The 16,423-nt window shown below is 63.0% G+C and carries 19 protein-coding genes; 14 read left to right on the forward strand and 5 right to left on the reverse strand.

Going from position 1 to position 16,423, the window contains the following annotated elements:
* Nucleotides 1–2: 2 nt before the first annotated feature.
* The 6 genes from smpB to arfB all read left to right on the forward strand — a co-directional run bounded on the left by smpB (nucleotide 3) and on the right by arfB (nucleotide 4,628).
* Nucleotides 3–479, forward strand: a complete 477-nt coding sequence (smpB, locus tag KYE46_RS01180) for an SsrA-binding protein SmpB (RefSeq protein ID WP_219002884.1) — start codon at nucleotides 3–5, stop codon at nucleotides 477–479.
* A gap of 130 nt (nucleotides 480–609) precedes the next feature.
* Nucleotides 610–1,473, forward strand: coding sequence for a 3-mercaptopyruvate sulfurtransferase (gene sseA, locus KYE46_RS01185; protein WP_219002886.1), 864 nt, complete (start codon nucleotides 610–612; stop codon nucleotides 1,471–1,473).
* Nucleotides 1,470–2,027, forward strand: coding sequence for a GNAT family N-acetyltransferase (locus KYE46_RS01190; protein WP_219002888.1), 558 nt, complete (start codon nucleotides 1,470–1,472; stop codon nucleotides 2,025–2,027). The genes sseA and KYE46_RS01190 overlap by 4 nt, the downstream gene beginning before the upstream one ends.
* Nucleotides 2,027–3,211, forward strand: coding sequence for an amino acid aminotransferase (locus KYE46_RS01195; protein WP_219002890.1), 1,185 nt, complete (start codon nucleotides 2,027–2,029; stop codon nucleotides 3,209–3,211). Before KYE46_RS01190 ends, KYE46_RS01195 begins: the two co-directional genes overlap by 1 nt.
* Before the next feature lie 84 nt (nucleotides 3,212–3,295).
* Nucleotides 3,296–3,913: a queuosine precursor transporter gene (locus KYE46_RS01200; RefSeq protein ID WP_219002892.1), complete on the forward strand. Its 618-nt coding sequence runs from the start codon at nucleotides 3,296–3,298 to the stop codon at nucleotides 3,911–3,913.
* Between the two features lie 298 nt (nucleotides 3,914–4,211).
* Nucleotides 4,212–4,628 (forward strand): alternative ribosome rescue aminoacyl-tRNA hydrolase ArfB, encoded by a 417-nt coding sequence (gene arfB / locus KYE46_RS01205; RefSeq protein ID WP_219002893.1) that lies wholly within the window; start codon nucleotides 4,212–4,214, stop codon nucleotides 4,626–4,628.
* 234 nt (nucleotides 4,629–4,862) lie between these two features.
* Here arfB and KYE46_RS01210 read toward each other — a convergent pair whose 3' ends face one another.
* The 3 genes from KYE46_RS01210 to KYE46_RS01220 all read right to left on the reverse strand — a co-directional run bounded on the left by KYE46_RS01210 (nucleotide 4,863) and on the right by KYE46_RS01220 (nucleotide 8,054).
* A complete protein-coding gene (locus KYE46_RS01210) occupies nucleotides 4,863–5,816 on the reverse strand; it encodes an Abi family protein (RefSeq protein WP_219002894.1) in 954 nt (317 codons plus the stop codon).
* Nucleotides 5,817–5,973: 157 nt separating this feature from the next.
* Nucleotides 5,974–7,266, reverse strand: coding sequence for a nicotinate phosphoribosyltransferase (gene pncB / locus KYE46_RS01215; protein WP_219002895.1), 1,293 nt, complete (start codon nucleotides 7,264–7,266; stop codon nucleotides 5,974–5,976).
* A gap of 62 nt (nucleotides 7,267–7,328) precedes the next feature.
* On the reverse strand, nucleotides 7,329–8,054 hold the full coding sequence (locus tag KYE46_RS01220; RefSeq protein WP_219002896.1) for a flavodoxin family protein: 726 nt from the start codon (nucleotides 8,052–8,054) through the stop codon (nucleotides 7,329–7,331).
* Nucleotides 8,055–8,227: 173 nt separating this feature from the next.
* On the opposite strand from KYE46_RS01220, the gene KYE46_RS01225 reads away from it, so the two are divergent.
* Nucleotides 8,228–9,349, forward strand: a complete 1,122-nt coding sequence (locus tag KYE46_RS01225; protein WP_219002897.1) for a THUMP domain-containing class I SAM-dependent RNA methyltransferase — start codon at nucleotides 8,228–8,230, stop codon at nucleotides 9,347–9,349.
* A gap of 310 nt (nucleotides 9,350–9,659) precedes the next feature.
* On the opposite strand, the gene KYE46_RS01230 is transcribed toward KYE46_RS01225, so the two are convergent.
* Nucleotides 9,660–9,932, reverse strand: a complete 273-nt coding sequence (locus KYE46_RS01230) for an I78 family peptidase inhibitor (protein WP_219002898.1) — start codon at nucleotides 9,930–9,932, stop codon at nucleotides 9,660–9,662.
* A 211-nt stretch (nucleotides 9,933–10,143) separates the two neighbouring features.
* Here KYE46_RS01230 and KYE46_RS01235 point away from each other — a divergent pair, with 211 nt between their 5' ends.
* The 3 genes from KYE46_RS01235 to KYE46_RS01245 all read left to right on the forward strand — a co-directional run bounded on the left by KYE46_RS01235 (nucleotide 10,144) and on the right by KYE46_RS01245 (nucleotide 12,183).
* Nucleotides 10,144–10,572 carry a hypothetical protein gene (locus KYE46_RS01235; protein WP_219002899.1) on the forward strand — a complete coding sequence of 143 codons (429 nt, stop codon included), beginning with the start codon at nucleotides 10,144–10,146 and terminating at the stop codon, nucleotides 10,570–10,572.
* Nucleotides 10,573–10,641: 69 nt separating this feature from the next.
* Nucleotides 10,642–11,397 (forward strand): SecDF P1 head subdomain-containing protein, encoded by a 756-nt coding sequence (locus KYE46_RS01240; RefSeq protein ID WP_219002901.1) that lies wholly within the window; start codon nucleotides 10,642–10,644, stop codon nucleotides 11,395–11,397.
* A 63-nt stretch (nucleotides 11,398–11,460) separates the two neighbouring features.
* Complete coding sequence (locus KYE46_RS01245; protein WP_219002903.1) at nucleotides 11,461–12,183, forward strand: NYN domain-containing protein; 723 nt, start codon at nucleotides 11,461–11,463, stop codon at nucleotides 12,181–12,183.
* Between the two features lie 18 nt (nucleotides 12,184–12,201).
* Here the strand turns inward: KYE46_RS01245 and KYE46_RS01250 are convergent, their stop codons facing one another.
* Nucleotides 12,202–12,819 (reverse strand): TetR/AcrR family transcriptional regulator, encoded by a 618-nt coding sequence (locus tag KYE46_RS01250; protein ID WP_219002905.1) that lies wholly within the window; start codon nucleotides 12,817–12,819, stop codon nucleotides 12,202–12,204.
* Nucleotides 12,820–12,959: 140 nt separating this feature from the next.
* Here KYE46_RS01250 and KYE46_RS01255 point away from each other — a divergent pair, with 140 nt between their 5' ends.
* The 4 genes from KYE46_RS01255 (at nucleotide 12,960) to KYE46_RS01270 (ending at nucleotide 16,360) form a co-directional block, all read left to right on the forward strand.
* Nucleotides 12,960–13,898 (forward strand): AEC family transporter, encoded by a 939-nt coding sequence (locus KYE46_RS01255; RefSeq protein ID WP_219002907.1) that lies wholly within the window; start codon nucleotides 12,960–12,962, stop codon nucleotides 13,896–13,898.
* A 94-nt stretch (nucleotides 13,899–13,992) separates the two neighbouring features.
* Nucleotides 13,993–14,826 (forward strand): S-formylglutathione hydrolase, encoded by an 834-nt coding sequence (fghA, locus tag KYE46_RS01260; RefSeq protein WP_219002909.1) that lies wholly within the window; start codon nucleotides 13,993–13,995, stop codon nucleotides 14,824–14,826.
* Nucleotides 14,826–15,455: an HAD family hydrolase gene (locus KYE46_RS01265; protein WP_219002911.1), complete on the forward strand. Its 630-nt coding sequence runs from the start codon at nucleotides 14,826–14,828 to the stop codon at nucleotides 15,453–15,455. Before fghA ends, KYE46_RS01265 begins: the two co-directional genes overlap by 1 nt.
* Nucleotides 15,452–16,360 carry an ornithine cyclodeaminase family protein gene (locus KYE46_RS01270; protein WP_219002913.1) on the forward strand — a complete coding sequence of 303 codons (909 nt, stop codon included), beginning with the start codon at nucleotides 15,452–15,454 and terminating at the stop codon, nucleotides 16,358–16,360. Before KYE46_RS01265 ends, KYE46_RS01270 begins: the two co-directional genes overlap by 4 nt.
* Nucleotides 16,361–16,423 lie beyond the last annotated feature (63 nt).

The following is a 16,423-nucleotide window of genomic DNA, read 5'->3' on the forward strand; positions in this document are numbered from 1 at the left end:
CCATGGCCAAGAAACCCGACAACCCGAATTACAAGGTGATCGCCGAGAACCGGCGTGCCCGCTACGATTATGCGATCGATAGCGATCTGGAGGTCGGGATCATCCTCGAAGGCTCGGAAGTGAAGAGCCTGCGGCAGGGCGGCAGCAACATCGCCGAGAGCTATGCCGAGGTGAAGGAGGGGGAGCTGTGGCTCGTGAACTCCTACATCGCGCCGTACATCCAGGCCAAGACCTTCGGGCATGAGGAGAAGCGGCGTCGCAAGCTGCTTGCCTCCAAGAAGGAGCTGTCGAAGCTGTGGAACGCGACGCAGCGCGAAGGCATGACGCTGGTGCCGATCGTGATGTATTTCAACCACAAGGGTCTGGTGAAGCTGAAGATCGGCATCGCCAAGGGCAAGAAGGCGCAGGACAAGCGCGAGACCTCGGCCAAGCGTGACTGGAACCGCCAGAAGGCGCGGCTGCTGAAGCAGAACGGCTGACGGCAGCGCCTGGGGCGGGTGTCGGATCGAGTTGTATTTACCAAGATGAAGGGAGCGGTGCGTGCCCAAGGCTTGCGTGGCTTTTGGGGGCGGCGTAGGACTCGCAGGGATGACGGATAGGAGAGCGAAAATGGCCGCGGTGAAGACGGGTGACGATCCAAAGACCCTGGTGTCGACCGAGTGGCTGGCGGCGCATATGAATGACCCCGATCTGCGGATCATCGATGCATCCTATTATCTTCCCGACATGGGCCGCGATGCGCGCGCCGAATACGAGGCGGGCCACATCCCCGGCGCCCGGTTCTTCGATATCGAAGAGATCGCCGACGGTCGCTCGGTCATTCCGCACATGGTCGCCCCGGTCGAGAAATTCATGTCGCGGATGCGCGCCATGGGGATCGGCGACGGGCACCAGGTGGTGGTCTATGACGGCCTGGGCCTGTTCTCGGCGGCGCGGGTCTGGTGGAACTTCCGCCTGATGGGCAAGACCGACATCGCGGTGCTGGACGGCGGACTGCCCAAGTGGGTGGCCGAGGGCCGCGAAGTGGAAGACATGCCGCCGATCGTGCGCGACCGTCACATGACGGTGCAGCGTCAGGCGCATCTGGTGAAGGATGTCACGCAGGTGGCCTCGGCCAGCAAGCTTGGTGACTGGCAGATCGTCGACGCGCGCGCGCCGGCACGGTTCCGCGGAGAGGAGCCTGAAGCGCGCCCCGGCCTGCGCGCCGGCCATATCCCGAATTCCAAGAACGTCCATTACGCCACTCTGTTCAATGCAGACGGCACGATGAAGGAAGGCGACGCCCTGCGCGCGGCTTTCGAGGCCGGGGGTGTCGACCTCGACAAGCGGATCATCACGACCTGTGGCTCCGGCGTCACAGCGGCGATCCTGATGTTGGGGCTCGCGCGTCTGGGTCACGAGAATGTCTCGCTCTACGACGGGTCCTGGGCCGAATGGGGCCAGTTCGAGCAGTTGAGCGTCGAAACCGGATGAGCACCGTGATCCCGGCGGGTACGCAGGTTCCTTTCACCATTACCTATCTCGAGATGCCCGAGCGGCCCTCGTTCAAGCCGGCGCAGCTGCCCGGCGATGTGCGCCTTGAGCGGGCGATCGATCCGCCGGTCTGGTACTTTCTGTCGCTCTATGACGCGGTGGGGCGTGAGTACGAATGGCAAGACCGCTTCGAGCAGGCAGAAGAGGACCCCGAGGCTTTGCAGGCCTTCGTGCGCAGCCCCGACGTGGTGATCTGGACGGCGATCCGGAACGGCTTTCCGCATGGGTTCTTCGTGCTGGACTGGCGCGCGCCCGGCGCATGCGACCTCGCCTATTTTGGCTTGGTGCCACAGGCCGTCGGCAGCGGGATCGGCCCCGCGCTCCTGCAGACGGCCATCGCGACCGGATGGGCGCGGGAAGGCACCGAGAAGATGACGGTGAATACCTGCTCTCTGGATCATCCGGCGGCGCTGCGGCTGTATCAGAAGATGGGATTCCACCCGGTTCGCCGCGAAGAGCGGACGCGCGTTCTCACATACGACCGGGTCGAATGATGTTCGAGGACCTGAAGGCCCCGGAGGCCGACAAGATCCTGCGCCTGATGGCCATGTTTGCGGCCGATCCCCGGCCCGGAAAAGTTGACCTCGGCGTTGGCGTCTACCGTGATCCGCAGGGGCAGACTCCGGTAATGGAGGCTGTGCGCCGCGCCGAGACGATCATCGCCGCGCGCCAACGCACTAAGTCTTACGTCGGCCTCGCGGGCGATCCGGCCTTCGCCGATGCGCTGCGCCGGTTGATCCTGGGCGATGCCGTTCCGGCCGAGCGCGTTGCGACCTGTGCCACGCCCGGCGGGACCGGCGCGGTGCGCCAAGCGCTCGAGATGGTGCAACGCATCACGCCGGACGCGACCATCTGGGTTCCGACGCCCACCTGGGTCAATCACCATGCGATCATCGATCATCTGGGTCAGAAGTCTCGCGCCTACCGCTATTATGACGCCGCGGATGGCACGCTGGATCGCGAGGGCATGCTTGCCGATCTGGCGCAGGCGCGTGCCGGCGATATCGTCCTGCTTCACGGCTGCTGCCACAATCCCACCGGGGCCGATCTTCAGCCCGACGATTGGCGCGCCGTGGGTGATGTGCTGGAGCAAACCGGCGCGATTCCTTTCATCGACATCGCGTATCTCGGCTTTGCCGACGGGCTGGAGGCCGACGCTTTCGGCACCCGTCATTTGGCCGAGCGTCTGTCTGAAGTCTTGATCGCGGCCAGTTGTTCCAAGAATTTCGGCCTCTACCGCGAGCGTGTCGGCCTGTGCATGGCGATCACCTCGGGTCCCGGTCCGCGCGCGGCGGCTGCGGGCTTGATGGCGCATCTCAATCGGCAGTCCTACGCGTTTCCGCCGGATCATGGCGCTCGCGTGGTTCAGGTGATCCTCGACGATCGCGAGTTGCGCGGGATGTGGGAGGATGAGCTGAGCCTGATGCGCGAGACGATGAACACCAACCGCGCCGCTTTCGCCGAGGCGCTGCGGGCCGAGACCGGCTCGGACCGGTTTGGCTTTCTCGCGGGGCAGCGGGGCATGTTCTCGTTGATCGGTGCGACGCCCGCGCAGGTGGAGACGTTGCGAGAGGATCACGGCATTTATGTCGTGGGCGACGGACGGCTCAACGTGGCCGGTCTGACCAAGGATACCATTCCGGGCGTGGCCCGTGCTGTGGCACGGGTGTTGGGTTGACGCAGACGCGTTGAGCGCGTAGCCAGCGCGCCTGCCCACAAGGGGCCAAGTCTCCGACTACCTTGTCAAAACGGAATGAAATCTATGACAAAGCTTTTGCCCGGCGTTCTCGCCATGGCGGCCATCGTGGTGGCCTCGAATATCCTCGTGCAGTTCCTCTTCGGCCAGTGGCTGACCTGGGGCGCTTTCACCTATCCCCTCGCCTTTCTCGTGACCGACGTGATGAACCGCGTCTACGGCGCTGCCATGGCGCGGAAGGTCGTCTTCTCGGGCTTCATCGTGGGCGTCATCTGCTCGCTGATCGGGACCCAGATCATGGGCGAGTTCGGCCCGCTGGTGACGTTCCGCATCGCGCTTGGCTCCGGAATTGCGTTTCTTTCCGCACAGTTGCTGGATGTTGCGATCTTTGATCGGCTGCGGGATGGGGGGTGGTGGAAGGCGCCTGTTTTCTCCAGCGTGATCGGGTCCAGCGTGGATACGGCGCTGTTCTTTTTCATCGCGTTTTCGGGGGCTCTCACGGGGGTTCTGCCGGGCGATGTGGCTTGGGCGAACGAGGCCTTGCCGCTTCTGGGCGCGGGTCCGGTGGCGCCTTTGTGGGTGTCCCTCGCGGTGGCCGATTGGGGCGTCAAGCTGGCGCTCGCCCTGGTGGCCCTGATTCCCTTCCGCCTCATCACCCGAAAAATTATCGCACATGCTGCGTGATTTCTTTTGACTTCTACCAGATGTGTGGCAACCTGAGGTCAGTTGAAACAAATCGGAAGGAGGTGATCCAGTGTCTAGAGAGGTATTGGAGAATGGTGTCGGGACAACTTGGGGGGCGCGCCGCTAGGCAATCCTAGGGCTCACGCCCAACCCAGGTGAGCCGCTGGTTCTGACCGCGCCCACCTCCTGATTTCTCGAAAGGGCTGCTCACCTTGGGCAGCCCTTTTTAGTGCTGAAAACAGGGGTCACACCCTGTACACCGGGCGTACACAGCCCGTGCATACCGAAGGCGAGGCCGATGCTGCGCATAACCGACGACATTTCGATCGAGGATTGGGAGATCACCGAGAGTTTCGTGCGCGCGGGCGGGCCGGGCGGGCAGAACGTGAACAAGGTGAACACGGCGGTCGAGCTGCGGTTCGAGGCGGAGCGGTCTCCGAACCTGCCGGGGCCGGTGAAGACGCGGCTGAGACGGCTGGCGGGGCGGCGCTGGACCAAGGAGGGGGCGCTGGTGCTGCAGGTCTCGGAAGAGCGCAGCCAGGCCCGGAACCGAGATGTCGCCCGCGAGCGGCTGGCCGAGCTGATCCGCCGCGCCACGGTGGCGCCGAAAAAGCGGGTCAAGACACGGGTGAGCCAGAACCAGAAGCGGAAGCGGGTGGAGGCGAAGAAGCGGCGCGGAGAGGTGAAGGCGTTGAGGGGTGGGGTTGAGGAGTGAGGGAGTGTGCGAGCTTGCTTGGGGTAGTAAAATTATTGAATTTATTCATTTTAATCGATACTACGCGTGTTTGGCGAAGGATATCTCGGAGAAAGGTGGTTAGGTTCACTTCCGCTGGAGGCTCAAATACCGCTGATTATTAAGGAATGATGAGCTGGGGGCAGTGTCGACGAAAAGCTATGGTAACCACTTTTGGCGGGTTTAATTACGGTCCCTTAGCTGGGTAGCGGTAATTTAGAAGAAAAGCTTCTCAGATTTCCAGTCGTCTGGAAATCCCATTGAGCGCAGGTGGTTAGTAGCTTCTTCGTGTTCATCAAATAAACCTTTTAGACTTGGACCTATTGGAGGCAAGCCAATTCGTTTAGAGATAACTTGCATTACAGCCAAGGTAGTATAGAGACGATTGAATTGATTTTGTCCCGCTACACCGCCATCTATTTCGACTAAGTGAATATCTGAGTCTAGATACGCTTTGACGCCGTCAGGTGCCGGAAAGTTCCTATTAAACAAGCGATTGTGATGAGCGCAGTGGTTTCGAACATCTCGGATGCAATGGATCCAGTTAGTTAGCTTCTTAAATTTGTCTGGCCCAATTTCTCTTCTCGTCCAACGGTCAAGCTTAAATTTAGAAATAGTATCCTCGGAAACGCTATTGAGCAGCGTCAACATATTGCCGAAGGTCATTAGCTCTATCGCCATCCAGCTCGGAGGCATAAGGCTGTAAAAGCTACAGTAATCGTTGTAGTATCGATCACGGAAGTGTCTTGCGAATGTTTCTTGAGACTCAAGAAACGCACTTCGAAGCTTATTTACCGTGTTTGCATAGGAAGCTGTGTTTCGACCAAAGAGGCTGGAGTCGAGGTACCAGAAGGAGTTCTCTGTTTTCGAGCAGATCGCTTCATTAAAACGAGTCCGGACAGCAATTTCGATACGCTGGATGTGCTTAAAAACTAGCAGGCGGAGTTTTTCATCAAATTCGTAGAGCTGAACAGCTTGGTCCAGCGACGTGCCTTTAATAAAACCTCCATTCTCTCTGAACGGAAGGAGGTACGCCTTCAGGCGGTAGTACCCTTTTTCGTCCAACTGTTTTTCTGCAGCGGACGTGTCAGAAATCTCAAGTCCCTTGGACTTCAGATGCCTAACTTGTTCCGAAATGGATACCGGAGGGCGATTGTAAGAGCTCAACATTATGAAATCATACAAAAAGGCTTCCCCGCTTACGAGCGAAATCGCTCTGGAGGAAGCCGTTGATGGCCTATATGTAGTGCACAGAACGCGTCATTGCAAGCGCTACTTGACTCGATGCGACAAATTTGACTCACAAGATATAGTGATTCGTGGTAGGCTAAACCACAACCTCCACCGCTTCCTGATCCCCCACTCCAAACACCCTCTTATACCGCGCGATCTCATCCGCCGGACCCATCGCCTTTTTCGGGTTGTCGCTCAGCTTGACGGTGGGGCGTCCGTTGGCGCTCACCGCCTTGCAGACCAGTGAGAAGGGGGCCAGGGCGTCGTCTTCCACGAGGCCTCGGAAATCGTTGGTGAGCAGCGTGCCCCAGCCGAAGGACACGCGGACGCGGCCGGCGAATTGTTTGTGCAGGGTCTCGATCTTGTCGACGTCGAGGCCGTCGGAGAAGATGATGAGCTTCTCGCGGGGGTCCTCGCCGCGGGATTTCCACCAAGCGATGGCGTTTTCGGCGCCCGTCGCGGGGTCGCCGCTGTCGATGCGGATGCCGGTCCAACCAGCCAGCCAGTCGGGAGCGTTGTCGAGGAAGCCTTGCGTGCCGTAGGTGTCGGGCAGGATGATGCGCAGGTTGCCGGAATGCTCGTCGTGCCAGTCCGAGAGCACGTCGTAGGGGGCATTGGCCAGCGCGGTGTCATCCTCGGCGAGGGCGGCGTAGACCATGGGCAGTTCATGGGCGTTGGTGCCGATCGCCTCGAGGTCGCGGTTCTTGGCGATGAGGCAGTTGGAGGTGCCGGCGAAGCTCTCGCCCAGGCCCTCGCGCATGGCCTGAACGGCCCAGTCCTGCCAGAGGAAGGAGTGCCGCCGCCGGGTGCCGAAATCGGCGATGCGGAGCGAGGGATTGCCTTGCAGACGCTCGATCTTTTCCCAGAGCTTGGTCATGGCGCGGGCGTAGAGGACCTGGATCTCGAACCGGCCCATCTGGTCGAGCACGGCGCGGCCGCGCAGCTCCATCAGGACGGAGAGGGCGGGGATTTCCCAGAGCATGACCTCGGGCCAGGCGCCTTCGAAGGTGAGCTCGTATTGGTCGCCGACCCGTTCGAGGTGGTAGGGCGGCAGTTGCAGGTTCTCGAACCACTCCATGAAATCGGGGGAGAACATGGCGCGTTTGCCGTAGAAGGTATTGCCGCGCATCCACGTGCTTTCGCCGCGCTTCAGGCGCAGGGTGCGGATGTGATCGAGCTGTTCGCGCAGCTCGCCCTCGTCGATGAGCTTTGCGAGCGGGATGCGGGTGGTGCGGTTGATCAGGCTGAAGGTGACGCGGGTGTCGGGCTTGTTGCGAAACACCGACTGGCACATCAGCAGCTTGTAGAAATCCGTATCGATCAGGGACCGGACGATCGGGTCGATCTTCCACTTGTGGTTCCAGACTCGGGTGGCGATGTCGACCATGGTGGGCCCTCCCTGTGCTCAGGCGGTTAGAGCAAGGGAGGGCGCGGGGCGCAAGGTTTGGATTAGCTGCGGTATTCAGGGTTCTCGAAGCCGAAGCGCGCGCCCGCGTCCCAGGCGTTGCGGTCGTTGCCCTGGTTCGGGTAGCCGCCGGCGGATTTGAGGATCCGCGCGAGGTGCATGAGGTTCCACGTCATGATGGTGGTGTTGCGCTGGGTGAATTCGTTGTCGAAGCCCACGCGGGTGCCGTCGTCCTTCTCGTCGCCGTAGGAGGGGCCGGGGCCGGCCTCGCCGATCCAGCCGCAATCGGCCTGGGGCGGGGTGGTGTAGCCGAGGTGGTTCATCGCGTAGCCGATGGTCATGGCGGCGTGCTTGATGCCGTCCTCGTTGCCGGTGATCACGCTGCCCGCGACCTTGTTGTAGAAGACGGACTGGCCCTTGTCGTTCAGCTCTCCGGACATGCCGTAGAGGCGTTCGATCAGGACCCGGCAAACGGAGGATTCCTCGCCCAGCCAGAGCGGGGAGCCGATGACGAGGATGTCGGCGGCCTGCACCTTCTGCCAGATCGCGGGCCAGTCGTCGCGGTCCCAGCCGTGTTCGGTCATGTCGGGGTAGACGCCGGGGGGGACCTGATGGCTGAGCATGTGCAGGTGCTCGGTGGTGACGCCTTGGCCCGCCATGATGTCGGCAGAGGCGTTGAGGAGCAGCTTGGTGTGGCTCTCGGTCGGTTCGCGTTTGAGCGACGTGTTGATGAAAAGCGCGCGGAGATCGGCGAAGCCAGTATCGGACATGGGGGTATTCCTTTGGAGCGAGGGCTCTGTCGAAGGTAGCGGGGCCGGGGCGAAAGTCCAAATTCGTGCGGTGCGGGCGGCGGAGGTGGGAGAGTTGTAGGGCCAAGGTGAAGGTGGGGAGGGCAGGGATCGCGGCCCTCGTATTGGCGCGGGATACGGGATAGAGCTGCGGCATGGTGAATGAAGAAATCTTCCTGGTCGCGGTGCCGGGGCTTGAGGGGCCGCTTGCGGCGGAAGCTGCGGCTTTGGGGTTCGCGGGCGTCAAACAGGTGCCGGGCGGGGTGGTCTGTTCCGGCGATCTGGCGGAGGCGGCGCGGGCCAATGTCGTGCTGCGCTGCGCGGTGCGGGTGCTGCTGCGGGTGGCGGAATTCCGAGTGATGCATCTGGCGCAGTTGGACAAGCGCGCCAAGAAGGTGGCCTGGACCGAGGTGTTGCAGGCGGGCGTCCCGGTACGGGTCGAGGCCGTGTGCCGCCGGTCCAAAATCTACGTCAACAAGGCAGCGGTGCAGCGGATCGCGGGCGGGCTGGAGGCGGCGGGGATCCCGGTGGCGAAAGAGGCCGCGATCACCGTGAAGGCGCGGATCGACGACGATCTCTGCACGATATCGGTCGATACCACCGGCGAGGCGCTGCATCGGCGCGGGCACAAGGAATTCGTCGGCAAGGCACCGATGCGCGAGACCATGGCGGCGGGTTTCCTCGCCGAGAAGGGGTTCGACGGGAGCCAGGCGGTGGTCGACCCGATGTGCGGCTCGGGCACCTTCGTGATCGAAGCCGCCGAGATGGCGCTGGGCCTGATGCCGGGGCGGTCGCGGGGGTTTGCTTTCGAACAGATGGCCGGCGGCAGCGCGCTGGGCGGGGACAGGAGCCTCCGGCGGGGATATTTGAAGAACGGGGAAGCGGGGGAAGACGCGCCCCTGCGTCCGATGTTTTTCGGCTTTGACCGTAATGACGGGGCGATCCGGGGGGCCGTGAAGAATGCCGAGCGGGCCGGGGTTGCGGAACTGGTGCGGTTCGAGCGGCAGGCGATCAGTGATCTGACGCCGCCCGACGGTGTGGCGCCGGGGATCGTGATCGTGAACCCGCCCTATGGCGGGCGGATCGGCGAGCGCAAGCTGCTCTTCGGCCTTTATGGAGCGATGGGGGCGACGCTTGCCGAGGCCTTCCGGGGCTGGCAGATCGGGATCATCACCAGCGACGGCGGGTTGGCCAAGGCCACGGGGTTGGAGCTGACGGCCTTCGGACCGGTGGATCATTCGGGCACGAAAATCAGCATGTGGCAGGCGCAGCTCTAGCGCTGAACTGAACGGGCGCGGGGGCGGGTTGGACCGGTGCCGGAATGCCGGGCCAGCCCCCGATGGCCGGAGGGCGCTGCATGCTGCCGCCAAGCTCGGGCCACACGGAGTTCTCGTATCCGGGGAGGGGCTGAGTGACGACATACTGCGCAGAGGCGGCAGACATGGAAGTGGACAGGGCGATGGCGGCGAAAATTGCCTTGGTGAGAAGGGACATCTGGAAATACTCCGAAGGGGAAAGAGCGTGGATCAATGCCCTTTCCTACCAGAGCCCGCCGTCGCGCTCACTGTGGGTATCCCGTAGGTTTTTCTAGCCGCAATAGACGCGCGTGATCGTGCCGTCGTCGTCGATATCGAAGTTGATCCGGTCCAGCCGGTAGTCCCGCGTCACGATCGTACCGGGCCTGATCACCCGCGTGGTTTGCTCCAGCTCCAGCATATCGGCGATCTCACCGCTCTGTCCGACAAGCCCGGCAAAGCCCGACGCGCCGCAGGCATCCGTCAGATCGGGGTCGTCCGTCGTCTGCGCCATGGCCATTGCAGGGAGGGCGATCAAGGTCAGGACAAGGGGAATGCGGGTCATGGTATCCTCCGTTGCTTTGTAAGTTAGATTGGAACAATCTTGATCCATAGCAAGACCGGGAGAACGAAGAATACATGCGCACCTGTGCCGATCCCAAAGGCGGCGACGCAGCCTTTACGCATCCTCGCGGTCGGATCATCCGCGCCGGTCTCCTCCCATTTGCCGTCCCTCAACAGAGATTACTCAAGAAGACCTTGGAAAGGACCCTCCCATGAAACTCAAACGCATATTGGCAGCCGCTGCCGCTACGCTTCTGGCCGCTGGCGCCGCTCAGGCAGAGGGCTGGACGGTAACGGATTTCTCCTCGATCTCGGATCGCGACACCTGCATGAGTTATGCGGAGACGACCTTCTCCACCTACCGCGCGCGGTTTGGCGGTGACGGTTTCACCGGACGGTCGAACTGGACCATCGGCGGCTATGACCTGCGCGGCGAAGTGGTGGACGGCCTGTTCATCTGCGCCGATGAAGCGGGCCTCGTGTCACCCTTCCTCGTAGTCTACAACGTCGACGACGACAGCGACGCCCGCGAGACGATTGCCGATCGCCTCGGCGATATCTGGGACGAGGTGGTGGCCGGAAACGGTGTCCCCGGCGGCGCGACACCGCAGCCCGTGCCTGTCCCCGGCGGCACCAAGTAAGCGCCCACTTTCCTGACATCGATACGTCGCCCCGACTTGGGACGGCGTATCCAACCGGGAGTTGGCCCGATGCGCCTTGTCTCCGCCGCCTTTGCAGCCCTCGTCGCAGGGCTGCCGTCGCTCGCCCCTGCACAGACCGAGACGCCGCTGGAACTCGGGATACCGGGTGACATGGTGCTCGCCGCGCGCTCTGCGTTCACCATCGTCAATGCAGAGGACGACCGATTGGTCCTGTTTGCCCACGCGGGGTTCCTGCCGGTGGTGCGTGACTATGCCCATGCCGCGCCTGCGGCGGGGATCAGCGTCTCCATCTGCGGCCATCCCTTTCCCCCGTTCCAACCGGGCGACCAGATGGGCGCGGGCCGGATGGATATTCCGCTTGGCGATCGGGAAACCGCCCGGCTGGCGGCGGATGTGCTTGCGGGGCTTGCCGATTGTGACAGCTTCACCGCCCATCACGGCGCTGCCGCGCCCGCGCCCCTTGGGCTGACCCTGTCCAGCCCGTCAGACAGCTACGCGGTGCGCCCGGATGAGGTGTTGTCGATCAGCCCGGGCACCTCGCCCCATACCGGCGCGGTGATCATCAACCTCGCCTTCGGCCCCGACCTCGCCGCGTGGATCGAAGTGGAAACCGGCGAGCATATCGGCGAGACGATCGAAATATCGGTATGCGGAGAGGTCATCACCGCGCCGACGGTGCAAGTGCCGATTGCCGGGGGCAACATCCAGATCCATGGCGGATTTACCAAGACCGAGGCGGAAACCATGGCCGCGCGCATCCTGGGAGAGATTCCCTGCGCGCCTCCGCCATCCCCGGACAACTGAAACCCGAGTAGACATTCCCCTCCGTCTCCCTATGTGCCACACAAGTCCAAAAGGAGACCCGCCATGGCCAATGATACTCCGCTGCTTGCCGTCCTGATCGACGCAGACAACACGTCCCACAAACACGCTCAGGCAATTTTCGAAGAGATCGCGCGCTTCGGCGAGGCCTCGGTTCGGCGCATCTACGGGGATTTCAGCTCCACCCATATGAAGGGTTGGTCCGGCGTTCAGTCGGAATACGGCATCGTCCCGCATCACCAGCCCGCCAACACGGTCGGCAAGAACGCCAGCGACATCGCGCTGGTGATCGATGCGATGGATATCCTGCATTCGGGGCGCTTCGACGGCTTCGTGCTGGTCTCCTCGGACAGCGACTTCACCCGCCTCGCCAGCCGCATCCGGGAACAGGGCCTCGACGTTTACGGCATCGGCCAGCGCAAGACGCCCGAGGCCTTCCGCAAGGCCTGCAAGCGGTTCATCTTCATCGAGAACATCTTGCCGGATCAGCCCAAGGGTACCACCACCGAGACGAAGGCGGAGACCAAGCCGAAGGCGCGCCCGATCAACGAAGCCCGTGACCTTATTTTCCGCGCGATGGAGGCGATCGAGCAGGACGACGACTGGTATTCCCTCGGGCAGCTCGGCCAATACATGACCGCCGCCAACCCCGATTTCGACACCCGCACTTATGGCGCGCGCAAGCTGAGCGATCTGGTGGAGAGCCTGAAGATGCTGGAAGTGACGCGCGGCCAGGGCAACCAATTGCTGGTGCGCCGGCTCGATTGAACCGGAGGCGCCCCGCGCTCAGACCCGCTTGTAGCGCGCGAGGAAGGTCCGCACGGCCTCGTTCACGATCCGGTCGAGCTCCTCTTCGGAGGGGTCGCTCTCGATCCCGAACATGACCTTGAGCATCAGGTCTGTCCGGCAGAGCTGCGCCAGCTGGTCGGCAGCCAGCAGGGGATCGTCGATATCGAGCACGGCCAACGCCTGTTCGCTGCGCAGGAACCCGGCGATCTTCTCGCCCCAATGCTTGGGGCCGCTGTCATAGAAGGTCTCTCCCAACTCGGGGAAGCGCTTGGCCTCGGCCACGCAAACGCGGAACATGTTCTGCCCGAAATCGCTGACGAAGAAGGTCAGCAGCGTCTTGCAGATCACCACGAGCTTTTCCTCGACGCTCAGGCCCGGCTGCTCGAACAGCACCTCGACCTCGGATTGCGCGGTGCAGCCCTGTTTGAGAACCTCCAGAAACAGGCGCTGCTTGTCGGGAAAGTAACTGTAGAGCGTCGCCTTGGAGACCCCGGCGTCGCGGGCGATCTCGTCCACAGAGGCGCCCTCGAAGCCTTCACGCATGAAAACGGCGCGGGCGCCTTCGATCACCTGATCGTACTTGCGACCCTTCTTGGGCTGCAGTTCCGCATTCATGATTTGTGCATTGGTTCGATGTGTCTCCCTTCTCCGATTGTAAACTGTTTCGTTCAGTTCCGGCAAGCTGCACATTCGCGGGCGCGCGCCGTGGACCGGCGTGGCTGGACAGTCCCAACCGCTTGGCATAGCCCTTGTCCATGCTTGAGATCTTCCTGAAGACGCTGCCATTTTTCGCCTTGATCGCCTTGGGCTTTCAAGCCTGCCGAACGGGGTTCTTCACCTCCGAAGCAGCCGCCTACCTGACGAAATTCGTCTTCTACTTCGCGCTCTCGGCGATGCTGTTCCGCTTCGCCGCCAACCTGTCGCTGGCCGAGATCTTCGACTGGCAGTTTGTGGGCGCCTATCTGACGGCCTGCATCGTCGTCTACGTCATCGCCACCGCCGTCGCCATGTTCCGCAAGCGCCCGGTGACCGAGGCCGCCTTCGAGGCCCAATGCGCCATCATCGGCAACGTGGGTTTCCTCGGCATCCCGATGCTCGTCGTCCTGTTGGGCGAAGCCGCCGCAGGGCCGGTGATCCTTGTGCTGTCGGTCGACCTCATCGTCTTCTCCAGCCTGATCGTGATCATCGTGACCGGCAGCCGCGACGGGCGCATGTCCATCGGCGTGCTGCGCACCGTGGGATTGGGGTTGCTGAAGAACCCGATGATCGTCTCCATCGTTCTGGGTCTTGCATGGTCAGCGACCGGCTGGACCCTGCCGGTGCCGATGGACGAGTTCACCGCGATCCTCGGTGCCGCCGCGACGCCCGGCGCGTTGTTCGCCATCGGCGCCTCGCTCGCAGGCAAATCCGCCGAGCGCATGTCCGTCGCGGGTTGGCTCACCTTCTGCAAACTGGTGCTGCACCCGGCCGCCGTCGCGGTGGCCGCGCTGCTTTTGTTCGACGTACCGGATTACGATGCGGCGGTGATGATCGCGGCGGCGTCGCTCCCGGTGGCTGGCAACGTCTATATCCTCGCGCAGCACTATGGGGTCGCGCCGCAGCGGGTCTCGGCGGCGATCCTGATCTCGACCGCCCTGTCGATCATCACGGTCTCGGCCGTCATCGCCTGGCTGGCCCCGATCTCCGGCGCCTGACCGCGTCTGAGCCGGCCGGCCAACAGGTAATCATTGCACCGGCGCCTGCGGGCGCGTTAGTCCAAGGGAAACACCTTTGGGGGAGCATCACGCCATGGAAACCATTTCCGAAAACAAGGCCTTCGGCGGCACGCAGGGCGTCTACAAACACCGCTCGGACGCGACCGGTGGCGACATGACCTTCGGCCTGTTCCTCCCCGGAGAGGCCGCGGACGGTCCGGTGCCGGTGCTGTGGTACCTCTCCGGCCTGACCTGCACCCATGAGAACGCGATGAGCAAGGCGGGCGCACAGGGGTGGGCCGCCGAACAGGGCATCGCGGTGATCTTTCCCGACACCTCGCCGCGCGGCGAAGGCGTGGCCGACGACGAGGCCTATGACCTCGGACAGGGCGCGGGCTTCTACGTGAACGCGACCGAGAGCCCCTGGGCGCCGCATTTCAAGATGTGGGATTACATCACCGAGGATCTGCCCGACCTGGTCTTCAAGACCTTCGCGCTGGAACGTGACCGGCAGGCGATCACCGGCCATTCCATGGGCGGCCACGGCGCGCTGACCATCGCGATGCAGCATCCTGACCGCTTCGCCTCGGTCTCGGCCTTCGCGCCGATCTGCAACCCGACCGACAGCGACTGGGGCCGCAAGCAGTTGGGCGCCTACCTCGGCGCGGACGAGAGCAAATGGGCCCCCCATGATGCGACGCTGCTGATGCGCGACAAGGGCTTTGACGGCCCAATGCTGATCGACACCGGCACCGACGATCAATTCGGCGACCTGCTGAAGACGGAAGCGCTGGCCCACGCCGCCGCCCTGCGTCGGCAGGAGATTCAACTGCGGATGCAGCCGGGCTACGACCATTCCTACTTCTTCGTGTCGAGCTTCATGGAAGATCACATCACTTTCCACGCCGAAGCGCTCTACAGCGCCTGATGGCGGCTCCGGTTCAGGCCGTCATCTTCGACATCGGCAACGTGCTGATCGAGTGGCAACCCGAGCGGCATTATGACCGCGTCGTGGGCGAGCGCCGTCGGAAAGAGATGTTCGCCGCCGTGGACCTGCACGCGATGAACGACCGCGTGGATCAGGGGGAGAATTTCCACCGCGTGGTCCACGCCTGTGCGGCGGAGAACCCGGACTTCAGGGACGACATCATCCGCTGGCATGACGATTGGCTGCTTATGGCCTCACCCGCCATCCCGCACGCTGTCACGCTGCTGCGCAACTTGCGCCGTCGCGACGTGGCGGTCTTTGCGCTGTCGAACTTCGGTATCGAGACCTTCGAGATCGCCCTCTTGGAGTATCCTTTCCTGAACGAGTTCGACCGCGCCTACATCTCGGGGCACATGGGCGTCACCAAGCCCGACCCGGCGATCTACGCGCAGGTGGAAGCGGATTGTGGCCTGCCGCCCGAGAGCCTGCTTTTCGCCGACGACCGGATCGATAATATCGAAGCTGCGGCAGCGCGGGGATGGCAGACCCATCTGTTTGACGGCGCCGCCGGATGGGCTGCAAGGCTTGTCCGTGAAGGATTGTTGAACGAGGAGGAAGCGGGGCCATGACCTTGATAATCGGACCGGAAGCCGAGGCGCATCTTGACTGGATTGCCCTGAGCGATGCGATCGAGGCGGGTCACAAGATGCCCCGCGCCGAGATTGACGACACCTTCCTCTATCGCGGCGATGACACCTTGCTGAGCCGGGCCGCCTGGATCGACGGGTTGGGGCAGCTGGTGAAGACGGCCACGATCTTTCCCGGCAACAAGGAGGTCGGCAAGCCCGCGATCAACGGCGGCGTGTGCCTGTTCTCGGACGAGGATGGCACGCTCGAGGCGATCGTGGATTTCCACCTGCTGACCAAGTGGAAGACAGCGGGAGACAGCCTTCTCGCAGCGCGCAAGCTCGCGCGGCCCGATGCGAAACGCATCCTGCTGGTCGGCGCGGGCAACGTCGCGGCCTCACTTGTCGAGGCTTATTCCGCCGCTTTCCCCGAGGCCGAGTTCACGATCTGGAACCGCAGCCCCGCCAAGGCGGCCACCTTTGCCGCGCGCTACCCCGGCATGGAGGTCGCCCGCGATCTGGAGGAAGCCGCAGGTGCCGCGGACATCATCGGCACCGCCACGATGGCGACCGATCCGGTGCTGGCCGGCAAGTGGCTGAGCGAAGGCACGCACCTCGACCTGATTGGCGCCTACCGGCCCGACATGCGCGAGGTCGATGATGACACCCTGCGCCGCGCGCGGGTCTTCGTGGACAGCCGCGCTACGACCTTGGGTCATATCGGCGAGTTGAAAATCCCTTTGGAGGCCGGGGTCTTCTTCGAGTCCGATGTCGTCGGCGATTTCTACGAGATGGAGAGCCTGACCCGCGGCGACGAGCGGGAGATCACGCTCTGCAAGAACGGCGGCGGCGCGCATCTGGACCTGATGGTGGCCCGCTACATCCTCGACGCGGTGCGGGCCCGGTAGCCGAGGGGGCTCTGCCCCATTCTATCTAATTAGAGGGGCTCTGCACCAATTTATCGATTAGGG

The sequence above is a fragment of the Gymnodinialimonas ceratoperidinii genome (genome assembly GCF_019297855.1).
GTDB classification, from domain to species: domain Bacteria; phylum Pseudomonadota; class Alphaproteobacteria; order Rhodobacterales; family Rhodobacteraceae; genus Gymnodinialimonas; species Gymnodinialimonas ceratoperidinii.